Origin of the sequence: Hydrogenophaga sp. (genome assembly GCF_051858985.1) — a bacterium.
Lineage (GTDB): Bacteria > Pseudomonadota > Gammaproteobacteria > Burkholderiales > Burkholderiaceae_C > Hydrogenophaga.
This window is the reverse complement of the sequence record NZ_JBHYGM010000001.1, coordinates 443,700-458,476: the sequence shown is the minus strand read 5'-3', so window position 1 is coordinate 458,476 and position 14,777 is coordinate 443,700. Positions and strand designations below refer to the sequence as shown.

Sequence of the window (14,777 nt, the reverse complement as noted above, 5' to 3'; positions counted from 1 at the left end):
GCGGATCAGGCCAGTGTGTCGGCCCAGATGTTGCGCGCCCAGGCCATGGCGTACTCGCCCTCGAGCGCGGTGGCCGATGCCGACAGGCCGCCCGAACCCGGCACGGTGAGCATGGTCTTCTGCGTCGCGTCGTAGCGGTGCACGCTGGCCACGTGGACCACATCGGTGGCGGTGACGAAGCTGTAGCAGGTGTTCGCGTAGATCGGCAGCGAAGGCGCCTCCTTGCCCTGCAGCAGCGACACCACGGCGGCCGCACAGGTCTTGCCGTGCTGGTTGGCCATGTGACCGGACTTGGGCATCAGCGGCGCCACCTGGATGGCATCGCCCAGCACGTGGATGTTCTTGTGCGCCTTGGACTCGAACGTCAGGAAGTCCACCTCGCACCAGCGGCCGTTCGCGGTGGCCAGACCCGTCTTCACCGCGATGTCGCCAGCGCGCTGGTTCGGCAGCACGTTGGCCACGCCGGCCTTGAAGTCGTCGTTGAACTCGAACTTCAAGGTGTTGGTGGCGGCGTCCACATCCACCAGCTTGTGCTTGGGCCGGTATTCGATGAGGCCCTTGTAGTGATCGTCCCAGGCCTTCATGAACAGGCCCTTCTTGGACGTGATGTCGTCGTTGGCGTCGAAGATCACGACCTTGCTCTTCGGTTTGGCCACCTTGAAGTAGCTGGCCACCATGCAGGCGCGTTCGTAGGGGCCGGGCGGGCAGCGGTAGGGGGCCAGCGGAATCGACAGCGCGTACACACCGCCATCGGGCATGGCTTCGAGCTGGCGGCGCAGCGCGAGCGTCTGCGGGCCGGCTTTCCAGGCGTGCAGCACCTTGTCGGCAGCGCCGGCCTTGGCCATGCCAGGCAGCGAATCCATCATGAAGTCGATGCCGGGCGAGAGGATCAGGCGGTCGTACGCCAGTTCGGAGCCGCCCGCCAGCTTCACCGTGCGTTTGGCCGGGTCGATGCTGGCCACCATGTCGCGCACCACCTTCACGCCATGGCGCTTGCTCAGGTTGTCGTACGGCGTGGTGATGTCGGCCATGGTCTTGTGACCACCGAGCACCAGGTTGGAGATGGGGCAGGAGACAAAGGCCGCGTTGGGCTCGATCAGCGTCACATCGATGCTGTGGTCGGAGAACATGCGCACGTACTTGGCGGCGGTGGCGCCCCCATAGCCCCCGCCGACCACGATGACCCGCGCACCGCTGCCCCGAGTGGCGCAGCCGCTCAGGAGACCGAGGCCAGCCACTGCCGAGCCGGCACCCAGCGTTTGAACAAATTGACGACGTTTCATGGCGGGCTCCTTATTTCTTCTGGGCGGCGAAGTAGGTGGCGATCTGCGCCAGCTGCTCGTCGGTGTAGCCCTTGGAGAGCTGGTGCATGATGGTGGCAGGCCGCTTGCCGGCCTTGAAATCGAGCAGTTTCTGGAGCATGTCGTCCTTGCCCTGGCCAGCCAGTGAAATGGCGCCGGGCTCGGCACGGCCATCGGTGCCGTGGCAGTTGGCGCAGGCGGCCGCCCACACCCTCACCTGATTCACCTGGGCCTGCGCCCCGAGTGCGGCGGCGCACAGCACGCCCCCTGCCAGCCATTTGATCGATTTCCCCATCGTGGTCTCCATTGGATTGGTTGTAAGGAAGTGCGACGAAAAATGTAGCAGAGGCTGCCGGAGGGCAGTGGGCTTGCCCTCGGAAATGCGTCGGGGTTTTTACTAATCCGAATATCAGCAAACACTCATATAGTTGCCGGGTGATTCAAACCTCCAGGAAACCCCGTGTCTGCAGACCTGAGCCAAGTGATCGGGCGCGTGCTGCCCGCGCCGGAGAACCACCTGAGTGTCGAGAAGCTGGAGCAGGCCCGCAAGGCGCGGCGCAGCTTCATGGGCAGGGCATTGGCCATGGGCGCTGGCGCTGCTGCCAGCGTGGCGGCTTCCGCGCGTGCCGTGGCCGCCGACGGCGAAAGCGCCATCCTCGAGTTGCCGCCGCACACCAAAGGGCTCGGTCAGCCTGTGGCCACGCCGGGCTACGGCGTGCCCAGCCAGTGGGAAGGCAACCTGCAACGGCGCCAGAGCCCGGGGCTCACGCGCGTGCCGCAGGCGTCGGTGAGCTTTGCACCGCTGCAGGGCCTGTTCGGCATCATCACCCCCAACGGCCTGCATTTCGAACGCCATCACCAGGGCTGGTGGGACATCGACCCCTCAAAACACCGGCTGATGATCAACGGCCTGGTCAAGCGCGAGCGCGTGTTCACCATGGACGACCTGATGCGCCTGCCCAGCGTCTCGCGCATCCACTTCATTGAATGCGGCGCGAACTCCGCGCCGGAGTGGGGCAACGTGGCCCTGCCTTCCGTGCAGTACACGCACGGCATGCTGAGCTGTTGCGAATACACCGGCGTGCTGCTCTCCACCTTGCTGGAGATGTGCGGCTACGACAGGCAGAAAGGCAAGTACGTGCTGGCCGAAGGCGCCGATGGTTCATCGATGACGCGCACGCTGTCCATCGAACGCGCCATGGACGACTGCATCGTCGCCTGGGCCATGAACGGCGAGATGCTTCGGCCGGAAAACGGTTATCCGCTGCGGCTGGTGGTGCCCGGCGTGCAGGGCGTGAGCTGGGTGAAATATCTGCGGCGCCTGGAAGTGGGCGACATGAAATGGGCCGCCAAGGACGAGGCGGTGCACTACATCGACCACATGCCCGATGGCACACACCGCCAGTACACCGGCATCCAGGAATGCAAGAGCGTGATCACCACCCCGTCGGGCAGCCAGACGCTGCTCGACAAGGGCTACTACAACGTCACCGGCCTGGCGTGGTCGGGGCGCGGCAGCATCAAGCGCGTGGACGTGAGCATGGACGGCGGACGCAACTGGCGCACCGCGCGCCTCGAAGGCCCCGTGCTGCCCAAGGCGCTCACGCGCTTCAACATCGACTGGGTGTGGGACGGCAAGCCCGCCATCCTGCAAAGCCGCGCCATGGACAGCACCGGCTACGTGCAGCCCAAGATCAACCAGCTGCGCGCGGTGCGCGGCACGCGCTCGATCTACCACCAGAACGCCATTCAATCGTGGAAAGTTTCTGAAAACGGCGAAGTCTCCAACGTGCAGGTGTATTGATGAGATCCTTTTTTCAATCCACCTTCCTGCTTGTGGCCACGTTGGCTGCGAGCGCGGCGCTTCCCCAGAGCAAGCCCTGGCGGGAGATCGGCCGCGATGCCACGCAGGCCGAGGTGAAGGCCTGGGACATCGACGTGCGGCCCGACTTCAAGGGCCTGCCCAAGGGGTCCGGCACGGTGGCCAAGGGCGAGCAGGTGTGGGAGGCGCAGTGCGCGTCGTGCCATGGCAGCTTTGGCGAATCCAACGAAGTGTTCACGCCCATCGTGGGTGGCACCACCAAGGCCGACATCGAGCGCGGCCGCGTGAAGAACCTGGAGCCAGGCAGCAGCTTCCCGCAGAAGACCACCATGATGAAAGTGGCCACGGTCTCCACGCTGTGGGACTACATCAACCGCGCCATGCCCTGGAACGCGCCCAAGACGCTCACCACCGAAGAGGTCTACAGCGTCACGGCCTACATCCTGAGTCTGGCCGAGGTGGTGCCGGCGGACTTCACGCTGAGCGACGCCAACATCGCCGAGGTGCAGAAGCGCATGCCCAACCGCAACGGCATGGTGTTCCACGAGCCGCTGTGGAAGCTGGAAGGCCAGGGCGATGTGAAGAACGTGGCCTGCATGAAGGACTGCCCGGTGGAGACCACCATCCGGTCTTTTCTGCCGGACTTCGCGCGCGATGCGCACGGCAACATTGCCGAGCAGAACCGGGTGATCGGCCCGGTGCGCGGTGCCGACACCACCAAGCCCGCGCCCACGGCGCCCGTGGGCACGGGGTCGCGCGCGGCGGTGGCGGTGGCGTCTGCGAAACCCGCCGCGGGCGGTGACGTGAAGGCGCTGCTCGCGGCCAACAGCTGCACGGCCTGCCACGGCATGACGCAGAAGATCGTTGGCCCCGGCTTCAACGAGATCGCTGCGAAGCACAAAGGTCAGGACCGCCTGGAGGCTTATCTCGCGGTGAAGATCCGCGAGGGCGGGGTGGGCGTGTTCGGGCCGGTGCCCATGCCCGCGCAACCCCAGCTGAGCGCGGCTGAAGCAGCCGCCATCGCGAAATGGATCGCCGGTGGTGCCCGGTGAATTGGCATGCTTATAAATATTCGCATTTACTCGTAAACCCCATTTCCCCACCCTGAAGGAGTCCGTACCCTATGTCCATGAAATCGATCCTGCTGAGCCTGACCGTCGCCGGCATGGCCTGGGTGCCGTCGGCGCATGCCGTCGACGCTGCGGCCGCCAAGGCCCTCGCCAGCAAGAGCGCGTGTCTCGCCTGTCATGCGGTGGACAAGAAGCTGGTGGGTCCTTCCTACAAGGACGTGGCCGCCAGACACAAGGGCCAGGAAGGCGCGCTGGACAAGGTGGCCGCGCGCATCAAGTCCGGCGGCTCTGGCATGTATGGACCGGTGCCCATGCCTCCACAGCCGACCCTGAAAGACGACGAGCTCAAACTGCTCGCTGGCTGGATTCTGGCCGGCGCACCCGACAAGTAAACTCCCCACCGTTTCCCCATTTCTCCAGGAGCTCCCATGAACAACTCACGCCGAGTCGCCCTCAAGACCACCGGGGCGTTCGCCACGCTGGTGTCGCTGGGCATCATCACCCAGAGCCAGGCGCAGGCCGCCGTGGACCGCGCTGGCTTTGAAGTCAAGACGCTGGCCGAAGCGCTCAAGGCCGTGGGCGGTACGCCCGCCAACAGCGACCAGGTCACCGTGGTTGCGCCCGACATTGCAGAGAACGGCGCCGTCGTGCCCGTGGGTGCCTCGAGCAAGCTGCCCAACACCACTGAAATCTTCCTCATCGTCGAGAAGAATCCCATGCCGCTCTCGTGCGGCTTCACCATTCCCGCCGGCACCGCGCCGGACGTGCAGACCCGCCTGAAGATGGGCCAGAGCAGCAACGTCGTCGCCGTGGTCAAGGCCGACGGCAAGCTGTTCTCGGCCACCAAGGAAACCAAGGTCACGCTGGGTGGCTGCGGCGGCTGAGCGCCCCCGCATTCCTCGCCCCGCTTCAACGTTCACAGAATTTCAGGAGTCCATCATGGCCGATCCGATGCGCATCCGCGCTGCTCTCGCCGGTGACGAAACCACCGTCCGCGTGCTCATGTCCCACGTCATGGAACCCGGTACGCGCCGCGACGCTGGCGGCAACCTCATTCCCGCCCACTTCATCAAGGACGTGGAAGCCACCCACAACGGCAAGGTCGTGCTGCAGTCGCAGTTCACCGGCTCCGTGGCGCAGAACCCGTTCCTGTCGTTCAAGTTCAAGGGTGCCGCCAAGGGCGACAAGATCGTCGTGAAGTGGGTCGACACGAAGGGTGACACCCGCACCGACGAGGCGACCGTCGCCTGACCCTGGCTGCAGGGTATCAACGGCCAGCACTGCGTGACTGGCCGTTTCGTTTTTTTCACCACCAAGAAGAGGAGACCCCCGATGAACCAACACCTCCGCAAGGGCCTGCTGGCGTTTGCTGCGGCCGCTGCCGCAGTGGGCGGCGCACACGCCCAGAGCTCGACGGCCGATGGCATCGCCAAATACCGCGAGATGCTGCAGGACGGCAATCCGGCCGAGCTGTTCGAGATGAAGGGCGAAGAACTCTGGAAACAGAAGCGGGGTCCGAAGAACGCGTCGCTGGAGCAGTGCGACCTGGGCAAGGGGCCGGGTGTCATCAAGGGCGCCTTCGTGGAAATGCCACGCTATTTCAGCGACACCGGCCGCGTGCAGGACCTGGAGACGCGCCTGATCACGTGCATGGAAACCCTGCAGGGCTTCAACCCCGCCGAGATCGCCAAGACGCCGTTCGGCCGTGGCGAGATGGCCAACTTGACCGCACTGGCCACTTATGTGGCCACGGCGTCCAAGGGCATGAAGTTCAACCTGCCTCAGAAGCACACCAGTGAGAAGACGATGTACGAGACGGGCAAGCGCCTGTTCTTCACCCGCGGCGGCACGCACGATTTTTCTTGCGCTTCCTGCCACGGCGAGAACGACAAGCGCATCCGCCTGCAGGATCTGCCCAACCTGACGAAGAACCCGGGCGACGGCATTGGCTTTGCCGCCTGGCCGGCGTACCGCGTGTCCAACGCGCAGATGTGGGGCATGCAGCTTCGCCTGAACGACTGTTTCCGCCAGATGCGCTGGCCAGAGCCCAAGTTCGGCAGCGACGCCACCATTGCGCTCAGCACCTACATGGGCGTGAACGCGAAGAGCGCCGAGTCGATCGTGCCTGCCATCAAGCGCTGAACCGGAGACACCCACATGAACAAGACACTGATGTTTGCCTTGCTGCCCGTGGCGGCGCTCGTGATCTCGGGCTGCACCTCCTCGCCATCGCCCGCCGACATGGACAAGGCCACCGCCGAGCTGTTGAAGTCGTCGTTCCAGGAACGTGGCATTGCCAAGCTGGACCGCCTGGCGCAGGACGACGCCAACCGCGAATGCGCCGCGGCCGATGTGGCTGGCAAGCCGATCGACGAGAAAACCGCCAAGGCCATCGAGGCCGCCAACATGAAAACGGTGAAATGGCCGACCGACGGCAAGTTCATCGGCGACTGGAAAGAGGGCGAGAAGATTGCACAGAGCGGCCGCGGCCTGACCTGGACCGACAAGGCAGGCGACGCCAATGGCGGCAACTGCTACAACTGCCACCAGATCAGCAAGGAAGAGATCTCCTTCGGCACGCTGGGCCCGAGCCTCTACAACTACGGCAAGCTGCGCGGCGTCACCGACCCGAACGCCGCCAGCGGCAAGCCCATCGTCGAATACACCTGGGGCAAGCTCTGGAACTCGCGCGCCTACAACGCCTGCTCCCAGATGCCGCGCGTAGGTCACATGGCCATCCTGAACGAGAAGCAGCTCAAGGATGTGATGGCCTTGTTGCTCGATCCGGCGTCCCCCGTCAACAAGTGATGGAGCCTCCCCGGCCGCCACGCGCGGCCGGGGCTGTCGCTCAAAAAAATTTCGCGCGAATATCAGCGATCAATTGACAAGGGATAGAGATGAGTTTCAGCCGCCGTGAATTCATGCAGGTGCTGGCCGTGGCCAGCGCCACCGGCATGGCCCTCGACCACCGCGACCTGCTGGCCGCGACGCCCGGCGCGGGCGAGCGCCTGTACGACGTGCCGAAATTCGGCAACGTGAGCTTCCTGCATTTCACCGACTGCCACGCGCAGCTCACCCCCATCCACTTCCGCGAACCCAGCGTCAACCTGGGTGTGGCCGAAGCATTGGGTCGCCCGCCGCACATCGTGGGCGAGAAACTGCTCCGACACTTCAACATCCGCCCCGGCACCGCGCAGGCGCACGCCTTCACCTATCTGAACTTCAGCCAGGCCGCAAGAACCTATGGCAAGGTCGGCGGCTTTGCGCACCTGGCCACGCTGGTCAGGCAACTCAAGGCCAGCCGGCCCCATGCACTGCTGCTCGATGGCGGTGACACCTGGCAGGGTTCCGCCACCTCGCTGTGGACCCAGGGCCAGGACATGGTGGACGCCTGCAAGCTGCTGGGCGTGAACATGATGACGTCGCACTGGGAGCACACCTTCGGCGCGAAGCGCGTGCAGGAGATCGTGGAGAAGGATCTCAAGGGAAACATGGAATTCCTCGCGCAGAACATCAAGACCACCGACTTCGAGGACATGGTCTTCAAACCGTATGCGCTGCGCGAAATGAACGGCGTGCAGGTCGCGGTGATCGGCCAGGCGTTCCCGTACACCCCCATTGCCAACCCGCGCTACCTCGTGCCCGACTGGACCTTCGGCATCCAGGACGAGCACATGCAGAAGATGGTGGACGAGGTGCGCGGCAAGGGCGCGCAGGTGGTGGTGGTGCTCTCGCACAACGGCATGGACGTGGACATCAAGATGGCCTCGCGCGTGCGAGGTATCGACGCCATTCTCGGTGGCCACACGCACGACGGCATGCCCGCACCCACCATCGTGAAGAACGGCGGCGGTCAAACACTGGTCACCAACGCCGGCTCCAACAGCAAATTCCTCGGCGTGCTCGATTTCGACGTGCGCGACGGCAAGGTGCAGGACTTCCGCTACAAGCTGCTGCCGATCTTCTCCAACCTGCTGCCGGCCGACGCCGACATGCAGCGCTTCATCGACCAGGTGCGCGCGCCGTACAAGGACAAGCTGGAAGAGAAGCTGGCGGTCACGCAAGACCTGCTGTACCGCCGCGGCAACTTCAATGGTTCGTGGGACCAGCTCATCTGCGATGCCCTCATGGAAAACAAGGGCGCGGAAATCGCGTTCTCGCCAGGCGTGCGCTGGGGCACTTCGCTGTTGCCGGGTGACACCATCACCTACGAACGCATGATGGACCAGATGGCCCTGACCTATCCCGCCACGACGCTCAACGAATTCAGCGGCGAGCAGATCAAGACCATCCTCGAAGACGTGGCCGACAACATCTTCAACCCCGACCCGTACTACCAGCAGGGCGGCGACATGGTGCGCGTGGGCGGCATGCAGTACACCTTGAGCCCCAACGCACCCATGGGCCAGCGCATCAACAACATGACGCTCAAGGGCAAGCCCATCGATGCCGGCAAGACCTACAAGGTGGCCGGCTGGGCCTCGGTGCAGGAGGGCGCGAAGGGCGAGCCCATCTGGGACGTGGTGTCGGGCTACCTGCGCGAGAAAAAGACCATCAAGGGCGTGAAGATCAACACACCGCGTCTGGTGGGCATGCAGGGGAACCCGGGGCTGGCCGCCTGATCAGGCCATGAACCCCAGGTCAAGGGGGTAGTCGCTGCCGCCGAAGCGCTGCAGGTTGGGCAGGATGCCGCTCAATTCCGAGCTGTGCACCCCGAACCACTTGGCCAGCGTGCCGGCGTACTGGTCCACCGATGTGCTCGGCAACAGGCGACCTTGTCCCACATGCCACTGGTCGTTGGCGTCGGTGGTGGAATTGGTCACGCTCACCGGTGGTGCCTTGCCGTAGAAGGCCTTGCCACGAACCGCCCCGCCCACGATGAAGTGGTGACCGCCCCAGCCGTGGTCGGATCCATCGCCGTTGGACGTGAGGGTGCGGCCGAAGTCCGAGGCGGTGAACGCGGTCACCTTGTTCGCCACGCCCAGCGCCACGGTGGACGCGTGGAACGCGGTGAGCGCCGAACTGAGTTGTCCCATCAGCGTGGCCTGGTTCGGGATGAGGTTGTCGTGCAGGTCAAATCCACCCATGGTGACGAAGAAGACCTGCCGGCGGTTGCCCAGCGTGTTGCGCGCGGCGATCATGCGCGCCACCATCTTGAGCTGATCGGCCAGGCCGTTGCCCGAAGGGAAGGCGCTGAAGGCAGCGTGAGAAGCAGGATGCAGGTCCAGCGCGGCGGAGACCAGGCCTTCCGAGCTCACGGCGCGCGCGGTCACCAGGTTGTACTCGTTCTCCAGCACGTGCGTCCGGTTCTGCAGCACCAGCTGCGCCATGGCGGCGCGCACGGCCGCCGAGCCGTACACGTTGCTGTTGATCGCGTTGATCCTCACGGCGCCGCTGGTGCTGATGCCGTAAGGCCGTGCGGATTGTCCTGTGAGGTACGCCGAATTGCCGCTGACCGAGACGCACGTCAGCGCCCGTTCGGTGTTGGACGAAAGCGCCAGGTCGCCGAGGTGCCCGCCCCAACCCGTGGCCGCGCCTTCGGGCTTGGACGATTGCCAGATCGACTGCTGGTCGTTGTGGGAAAAGAGCTTGGGCGGGACGGGATAGAGCAAGGAGTTGCCAGCGTTGTACTGCTGGCGTGTGAGGGGCATCACCAGCGGGCCGACGTTGAGCTGCACCGCAGCCGCGCCACTGTTGAACAGGCCGGCCAGGCCGGTCATGGCCGGGTGCAGCGCGTACTGGCGTCCGCCCGGCAGCGGCGTGGTGGGGTCCAGGCGCGTGAGGGCCAGGTCGCTCTGCGCGAGTGCAATGCCACCGGCGGTGCGTCCCGCCCCACCACCGCGGATCGCGCTGTAGCGGTCGTAGCTGGCGTTGTCGTAGGTCACCACGGTGTTGGCGTAGTCGTTGCCGCCGACCATGAACACGCAGACCAGGGCCTTGTAGTCCGTGGCATCGAAAGCGGCGGCATCTGCCATGGCCGCGAGGTTGATGGCCGTGGGCAGGGCCGCACCCGTCAGGGCGAACTGGCCCGCACGGTTCAGGAAAGCGCGGCGAGTGTGCTTGTCGTTCTGGAGGAAGTGCACGGTGGTTCCCTTATTTCTGGACGATGTACTCGGCCGAGGAGATGACCATCAGGACGGCGCCACAGATGCGGTCCAGCTTGATGGAGTCGCTGCTGCCGCTGGTGACGGAAGTGGCTTCCAGTGCAGTCACCATGAGTTGCTTGCTGGCGCTGGAGATCTGGTTGGCGGCGAGCACCAGCGCCAAGTGGTTGACCAGCGCCGTGGCGTCGTGTGCCAGCGCCAGCTCGGCCTGGTAGTTCGGCACGATGTCGCTCACCCAGTTCGTGGAGCGGTTGTCCAGCTGGGGCAGGTTCGGGTCCAGCACGTTCATGCCGGCGCGCACATACGCCGCCATGACGTTGATGTAGTTGCACACCGTGATCTCGTTGACCAGCTGGAACTCGGGCGCGGTGGCGCCAGATGCCGACAGTGCGGTGCCCGGTGGCACATAGCCGGGCCGGAAGAAGTTGAAGACCGAGGGCGAGCGCAATGGACTCTGGCCGAACTGGTTCAGCAGGGTGTCGCCACGGAACTTCCACGAGCCTGCGATCGACGTGACGCCGAAGGTGCGTGCCCACTGGATGAACCGCACCATGGGTTCGCGGAGTTTGCCGAACGTGGTGCTCTGCAAGGTCTGTGAACCGCGCGCTTCTTCGTCGAGCAGGATGGCTGCCCAGACCGCGCGCAGGTCGCCGCGCACACCCGCGCCGTTGTCGTTGAACTTCGCGGCCACGCGGGCCACGTAGGCCGGCGTGGGGTTGCTGGTCACCAGACGCTGGATCATCTGGCGCGAGAAGAACGGGCCGACGTTGGGGTGGTTGAACAGCGTGTCCATCGCCATGCGAAGGCCTTCGTGCCCCGGCGTGTTGGCGGGCACCGTGACGCCGAGGAAGGTGGACGCCAGCGTGGAGTGCAGGCTGGCGTTCAGAGCCATGGGCTTGCGCGCGTACGCCTTGGACGGGTAGTAGCGGTTGAGCACGGGATCGAAGTCCGTCTGCCCGTCGGTGTGATCGAACTCCCAGCCGGTGAAGATGCGGGCCAGGTTCGTCACGTCGTCCTGCGTGTAGGTGTCCAGTGGCTGCCCGGCGGCATTGGTCTTGACGGTGCCGTCCAGGTTCAGCAGGTGCACGCCCACGCTGAAGAGCTGCATGACCTCGCGCGCGTAGTTCTCATCCGGCAGGCGCCCCGTGGCGGGGTCTTCCTTCTTGTTGCCCCGCGTGTTGAGGAACACCCCCATCACCGGGTGGAGGGTGACGTCTTCAAGCAACTGGCGGAAGTTGCCCGTGCTGTTGCGCATCAGCATTTCCCACCAGTCCGCGTAGGCGTGGCTGCGCCAGAAGAACGAAGCGTTCACCAGCGACGCGACAAAGAACTCCGAGAGCGCGAGTGCCATGCGTTTGCGCACCATGTCGGGGCCACTGAGCAACTGCTGCCCGATCATGTAGTCGACCGGATAGAACTGATGAAGAAACTGGTGGTTGTTGGACACACCGTATCCACGCGACTCCAGCCAGTCCCATCCGGTGATGCCGCTGCGCGGGCTGCTCAACTGCTGCGTGAGCCATTGCGTATAGCCCAAGCTGCGCAGCTGGCTGATTTCCTGCGTGGTGGAGGAGAACTGGGCCCGTTGAAGAAAACGCGCGGCCTGGGCGTCGGTGTCCGGCCCGGTGATGGTGGGCGTAGGCGTTGGTCCTGGACCCGGATTGGGATTGGGATTCGGATTCGGATTCGGATTGGGGTTGGGGTTGGGGTTGGGGTTGGGGTTCGGCCCGGTCCCGGGGTTGGCGCTGGCCGGGGCATCGCCGCCGCCGCCACCGCAGGCGGCGAGCAGCGCGGTCATGGCCAGTGTGGCCGTTGCTGCTGTGGCCGTGGCGCTCGGTGGAGCGCTTGCCTCGGTGGGGGAGTGCGTGGGGGTGTCTGTCATGATTTCGCTTTCCGCTCGATCGAACTGCTTCAACAGGGCAGTCGAGTCCGACGACTCGCATCGGATCGCACGCAGATTAGCGATGGAGGGACGAGTGCGGTGCCCCAGGGAATGGACAGTTCCCGTGGTGGTACCAGTCGGTCCCGGCGACGCATTGGCCGAGCGACCTGACCCTCGCTGCAGCGCATCGAGCGCCGACTCTTGTGAGAGAAAAGCGCTGCTTCATCCTGGAAGGACGCTCATTCGTGAGAAGCATCGTGGCATGGACCAAGGCGCCCTGACACTCGCTGCTTCATCAACACGAACAGCACCCATGCTTCCTCGCGTCAACAATTCCTTGAGCGGTGTTCCTGCACCCGCTACCGATCCTGTTCAGTCAAATGGTGCGTTTCCATCGAGTGGGGCGCTTCTGCCCCAACGGCCGGGATGGACTGACCGACCCGGCCAACATGCTCCCATCCGAAGACCGGCGCCCCTGAGTGCACCCGCGAAAGTGCTTGGCGGCAAGCCGCCTTCTGTGGCAGGTGAGCAGTCCGCTGAGTTCCCGCCACCGCGCACTGCCGCGTTGGTGGCGTCTTCGCTTCGCGAGGTGACACCTCTCACCGATCATGCGAGTCCCGCACCTGCACCCCCGGCGAAGTCGTCTGGCGCCGTGTGGGCCAGAGAGCTGCGTCGGACCCGGCACACCGGGCATGCCCCTGGTTGATCCGTGCGTCCGCGCGGTTGTTCAGAGCTCAGCGCCGGCGCGGTTCGCTGAACTGCCGCGCGCTGGCATCGATCGGGTCAGGGTCTCCTCACCCGGGTCCGCAGAGAAACTCCGGGCCGCGGCCCGGTGCAACAGTGTCAACGACTGGCTCCTGAACCTCGGCGCTTCCAGCACGGCCAGCGGCTCCAGGCGCGATTGCGCCAGGCCGGCTGGCAGCAGGTACAGATTGCCCGCGGGATTCGAGGCGTAGTGCGCGCTTGCCGTGGCCTCAGCGTCGGAAGCGCCTTCGATGCATGGCAGGCCTTCGTTGGCCATGTGGGCTGGTCGCGCGGCATGGGCTCTTTGCAGCGGCAGCGCAGGGCCGCGGAACAGGGCCACGAACCCGCCCCGTGCGTACCCCGCTGAAATCAGGGGCGAGGTCCAGTCGGCCGCCGGCATGAAGTACAGGCCACTGCGGTCTTGCGGATCCAGCCGACCTTGTCGTTGCGCGAGCCCGCTCTGCCCGCCGTATCCGTGCAGCAGCAGGGCATGGTGTGGGTGCGTTTGTCTGGCAGACGCCATGGCCAGCTTCGCTTCCCGGTTGAAGCGGCTGGCTTCCGCCAAGTCGCCCGGCACGCGTCTCAAGTCCTGAAGCAGCGCGCCCGTGGCTGCAGTGCCTGCGACCAGGCGCGCTGCCTGGCGAAATGTGGTGGCCATTCGAGTCTCCGTCGGTTGGACGGGATCATCTCCCTGGCACGTCGTTTTGCGGCGGCTGCGGAACGAACCGTGGTTCGATCAGACCGGCCGCACCGCGACGTGCCCTGGAAACGCCGAGCGGCACAGATGCTCAGAAGTCGTGGCGAACGCCCACGGCGTACAGGCGGCGTTCACGAGCGGTGGCGCCCGCACCGTTCTCCACATCGCCGTCCAGCAGGCCGCCATACAGGCGCGTTCGCTTGGACAACGCGTAGGTGGCGCCCAGCGCGAAGGCCTTGCCCTCACCGGTCTTCACGCCATTGAGTTCCGACTTGCCGCTGGCGTAACCGGCCGACACATCGAAGTTGCCGAACGGCACCGTGACGCCAAAGGAATAGTCGCGGTCTTCCAGGCCGTTGGACTGGTCCGTGATCTGGTACTGGCCCGACACGCGCGCCACGCCGAAGTTGTAGGCGGCCGCCAGCACCGTGAAGTTGCGGTCCAGCGTGGCCGTGGCGTTCTTCTGGTCCTGGTAGGCCAGGCCCACGTCCAGCGGGCCGCTGCGGTAGCGCAGGTTCAGGGCCGTGATTTTCGAGTTGGTGGTGGCCGGGGCCACGTTCTCGTCGAACGCGTAGCCCACGCTGCCGCTGAAGCCGCCGAGGTTGGGCGAGTCGTAGCGAACCATGTTGCTCGGGCGGCTGGTGAAGTCGCTCACGCCGGTGGCCGTGCCCACGGCACCGCTCACGAAGGCGATCTTGGTGGGCGTGAACTCCGAGTCGTACAGGTTGTTCGAGATGCCCATGTCGTAGATGTCCTTGAACGGGCTGTCCATCAGGCCCAGGCGCACGGCACCAAAGCCGCCGCTCAGGCCCACCCACGATGCGCGACCGAAACGCAGGCCAGCGGCGGTGCCGTCGTCCACGGTGAGGGCGCTTTCAAGCTGGAAGTTGGCCTTGAGCCCGCCACCCAGGTCTTCCGTGCCCCGAAATCCCAGGCGGCTCGTGGTGAGGTTGCCGCTGAACAGCTGGGTGGTGCTGGTCGTGTCGACCTTGTTGCTGCCGACCGATGCGTCCATGCGGCCATAGATGGTGACGGTGGACTGGGCCGATGCGGTGCCGGCGGCGGCCAGGGTGGCCAGTGCGGCCAGAGCGATGAGGCTCTTCTTCATGTGGGTGCTCCGATGAAATGGAATGCAGGGCGTGATGCCCCTGCTTCCT

14 protein-coding genes are annotated in these 14,777 nt (G+C 65.2%); 8 read left to right on the top strand and 6 right to left on the bottom strand.

From position 1 onward, the window contains the following. Positions 1–5: 5 nt before the first annotated feature. Both ACTIEY_RS02235 and ACTIEY_RS02230 read right to left on the bottom strand, forming a co-directional pair. Positions 6–1,283, bottom strand: coding sequence for an FCSD flavin-binding domain-containing protein (locus ACTIEY_RS02235; RefSeq protein WP_439517468.1), 1,278 nt, complete (start codon positions 1,281–1,283; stop codon positions 6–8). Between the two features lie 10 nt (positions 1,284–1,293). Next, positions 1,294–1,596: a c-type cytochrome gene (locus tag ACTIEY_RS02230; RefSeq protein ID WP_439517467.1), complete on the bottom strand. Its 303-nt coding sequence runs from the start codon at positions 1,594–1,596 to the stop codon at positions 1,294–1,296. Positions 1,597–1,761: 165 nt separating this feature from the next. Between ACTIEY_RS02230 and soxC the strand changes: the two genes are divergently transcribed. The 8 genes from soxC to soxB all read left to right on the top strand — a co-directional run bounded on the left by soxC (position 1,762) and on the right by soxB (position 8,815). Beyond that, complete coding sequence (soxC, locus tag ACTIEY_RS02225; RefSeq protein WP_439517466.1) at positions 1,762–3,105, top strand: sulfite dehydrogenase; 1,344 nt, start codon at positions 1,762–1,764, stop codon at positions 3,103–3,105. Then, the gene (locus tag ACTIEY_RS02220) at positions 3,105–4,175 is read left to right on the top strand and encodes a c-type cytochrome (protein ID WP_439517465.1); all 1,071 of its coding nucleotides are present in this window, start codon (positions 3,105–3,107) and stop codon (positions 4,173–4,175) included. The genes soxC and ACTIEY_RS02220 overlap by 1 nt, the downstream gene beginning before the upstream one ends. 77 nt (positions 4,176–4,252) lie before the next feature. Then, positions 4,253–4,585 (top strand): c-type cytochrome, encoded by a 333-nt coding sequence (locus tag ACTIEY_RS02215; protein ID WP_439517464.1) that lies wholly within the window; start codon positions 4,253–4,255, stop codon positions 4,583–4,585. 36 nt (positions 4,586–4,621) lie between these two features. Beyond that, entirely contained in the window at positions 4,622–5,077 is a 456-nt protein-coding gene (gene soxY / locus ACTIEY_RS02210) for a thiosulfate oxidation carrier protein SoxY (RefSeq protein ID WP_086122942.1), read from the top strand. A 55-nt stretch (positions 5,078–5,132) separates the two neighbouring features. Continuing rightward, entirely contained in the window at positions 5,133–5,444 is a 312-nt protein-coding gene (soxZ, locus tag ACTIEY_RS02205; protein WP_086122943.1) for a thiosulfate oxidation carrier complex protein SoxZ, read from the top strand. Positions 5,445–5,525: 81 nt separating this feature from the next. Continuing rightward, on the top strand, positions 5,526–6,335 hold the full coding sequence (soxA, locus tag ACTIEY_RS02200; RefSeq protein ID WP_439517463.1) for a sulfur oxidation c-type cytochrome SoxA: 810 nt from the start codon (positions 5,526–5,528) through the stop codon (positions 6,333–6,335). Positions 6,336–6,350: 15 nt separating this feature from the next. Further along, positions 6,351–7,001: a sulfur oxidation c-type cytochrome SoxX gene (gene soxX, locus ACTIEY_RS02195; RefSeq protein ID WP_439517462.1), complete on the top strand. Its 651-nt coding sequence runs from the start codon at positions 6,351–6,353 to the stop codon at positions 6,999–7,001. An 89-nt stretch (positions 7,002–7,090) separates the two neighbouring features. Further along, on the top strand, positions 7,091–8,815 hold the full coding sequence (soxB, locus tag ACTIEY_RS02190; RefSeq protein WP_439517461.1) for a thiosulfohydrolase SoxB: 1,725 nt from the start codon (positions 7,091–7,093) through the stop codon (positions 8,813–8,815). On the opposite strand, the gene ACTIEY_RS02185 is transcribed toward soxB, so the two are convergent. The 4 genes from ACTIEY_RS02185 to ACTIEY_RS02170 form a co-directional block, all read right to left on the bottom strand. After that, on the bottom strand, positions 8,816–10,276 hold the full coding sequence (locus tag ACTIEY_RS02185; protein WP_439517460.1) for a DUF1501 domain-containing protein: 1,461 nt from the start codon (positions 10,274–10,276) through the stop codon (positions 8,816–8,818). A 10-nt stretch (positions 10,277–10,286) separates the two neighbouring features. Beyond that, on the bottom strand, positions 10,287–12,179 hold the full coding sequence (locus ACTIEY_RS02180; protein ID WP_439517459.1) for a DUF1800 domain-containing protein: 1,893 nt from the start codon (positions 12,177–12,179) through the stop codon (positions 10,287–10,289). A gap of 727 nt (positions 12,180–12,906) precedes the next feature. Next, positions 12,907–13,581 (bottom strand): hypothetical protein, encoded by a 675-nt coding sequence (locus tag ACTIEY_RS02175; protein ID WP_439517458.1) that lies wholly within the window; start codon positions 13,579–13,581, stop codon positions 12,907–12,909. Positions 13,582–13,711: 130 nt separating this feature from the next. Next, positions 13,712–14,728: a porin gene (locus ACTIEY_RS02170; RefSeq protein ID WP_439517457.1), complete on the bottom strand. Its 1,017-nt coding sequence runs from the start codon at positions 14,726–14,728 to the stop codon at positions 13,712–13,714. Positions 14,729–14,777: the final 49 nt, after the last annotated feature.

Bases quoted from the DNA above. Each gene is read 5' to 3' on its own strand.
- ACTIEY_RS02235 (WP_439517468.1), bottom strand. From the start codon at position 1,283: ATGAAACGTCGTCAATTTGTTCAAACGCTGGGTGCCGGCTCGGCAGTG.
- ACTIEY_RS02230 (WP_439517467.1), bottom strand. From the start codon at position 1,596: ATGGGGAAATCGATCAAATGGCTGGCAGGGGGCGTGCTGTGCGCCGCC.
- ACTIEY_RS02220 (WP_439517465.1), top strand. From the start codon at position 3,105: ATGAGATCCTTTTTTCAATCCACCTTCCTGCTTGTGGCCACGTTGGCT.
- ACTIEY_RS02215 (WP_439517464.1), top strand. From the start codon at position 4,253: ATGAAATCGATCCTGCTGAGCCTGACCGTCGCCGGCATGGCCTGGGTG.
- soxY (WP_086122942.1), top strand. From the start codon at position 4,622: ATGAACAACTCACGCCGAGTCGCCCTCAAGACCACCGGGGCGTTCGCC.
- soxZ (WP_086122943.1), top strand. From the start codon at position 5,133: ATGGCCGATCCGATGCGCATCCGCGCTGCTCTCGCCGGTGACGAAACC.
- soxA (WP_439517463.1), top strand. From the start codon at position 5,526: ATGAACCAACACCTCCGCAAGGGCCTGCTGGCGTTTGCTGCGGCCGCT.
- soxX (WP_439517462.1), top strand. From the start codon at position 6,351: ATGAACAAGACACTGATGTTTGCCTTGCTGCCCGTGGCGGCGCTCGTG.
- soxB (WP_439517461.1), top strand. From the start codon at position 7,091: ATGAGTTTCAGCCGCCGTGAATTCATGCAGGTGCTGGCCGTGGCCAGC.
- ACTIEY_RS02180 (WP_439517459.1), bottom strand. From the start codon at position 12,179: ATGACAGACACCCCCACGCACTCCCCCACCGAGGCAAGCGCTCCACCG.
- ACTIEY_RS02175 (WP_439517458.1), bottom strand. From the start codon at position 13,581: ATGGCCACCACATTTCGCCAGGCAGCGCGCCTGGTCGCAGGCACTGCA.
- ACTIEY_RS02170 (WP_439517457.1), bottom strand. From the start codon at position 14,728: ATGAAGAAGAGCCTCATCGCTCTGGCCGCACTGGCCACCCTGGCCGCC.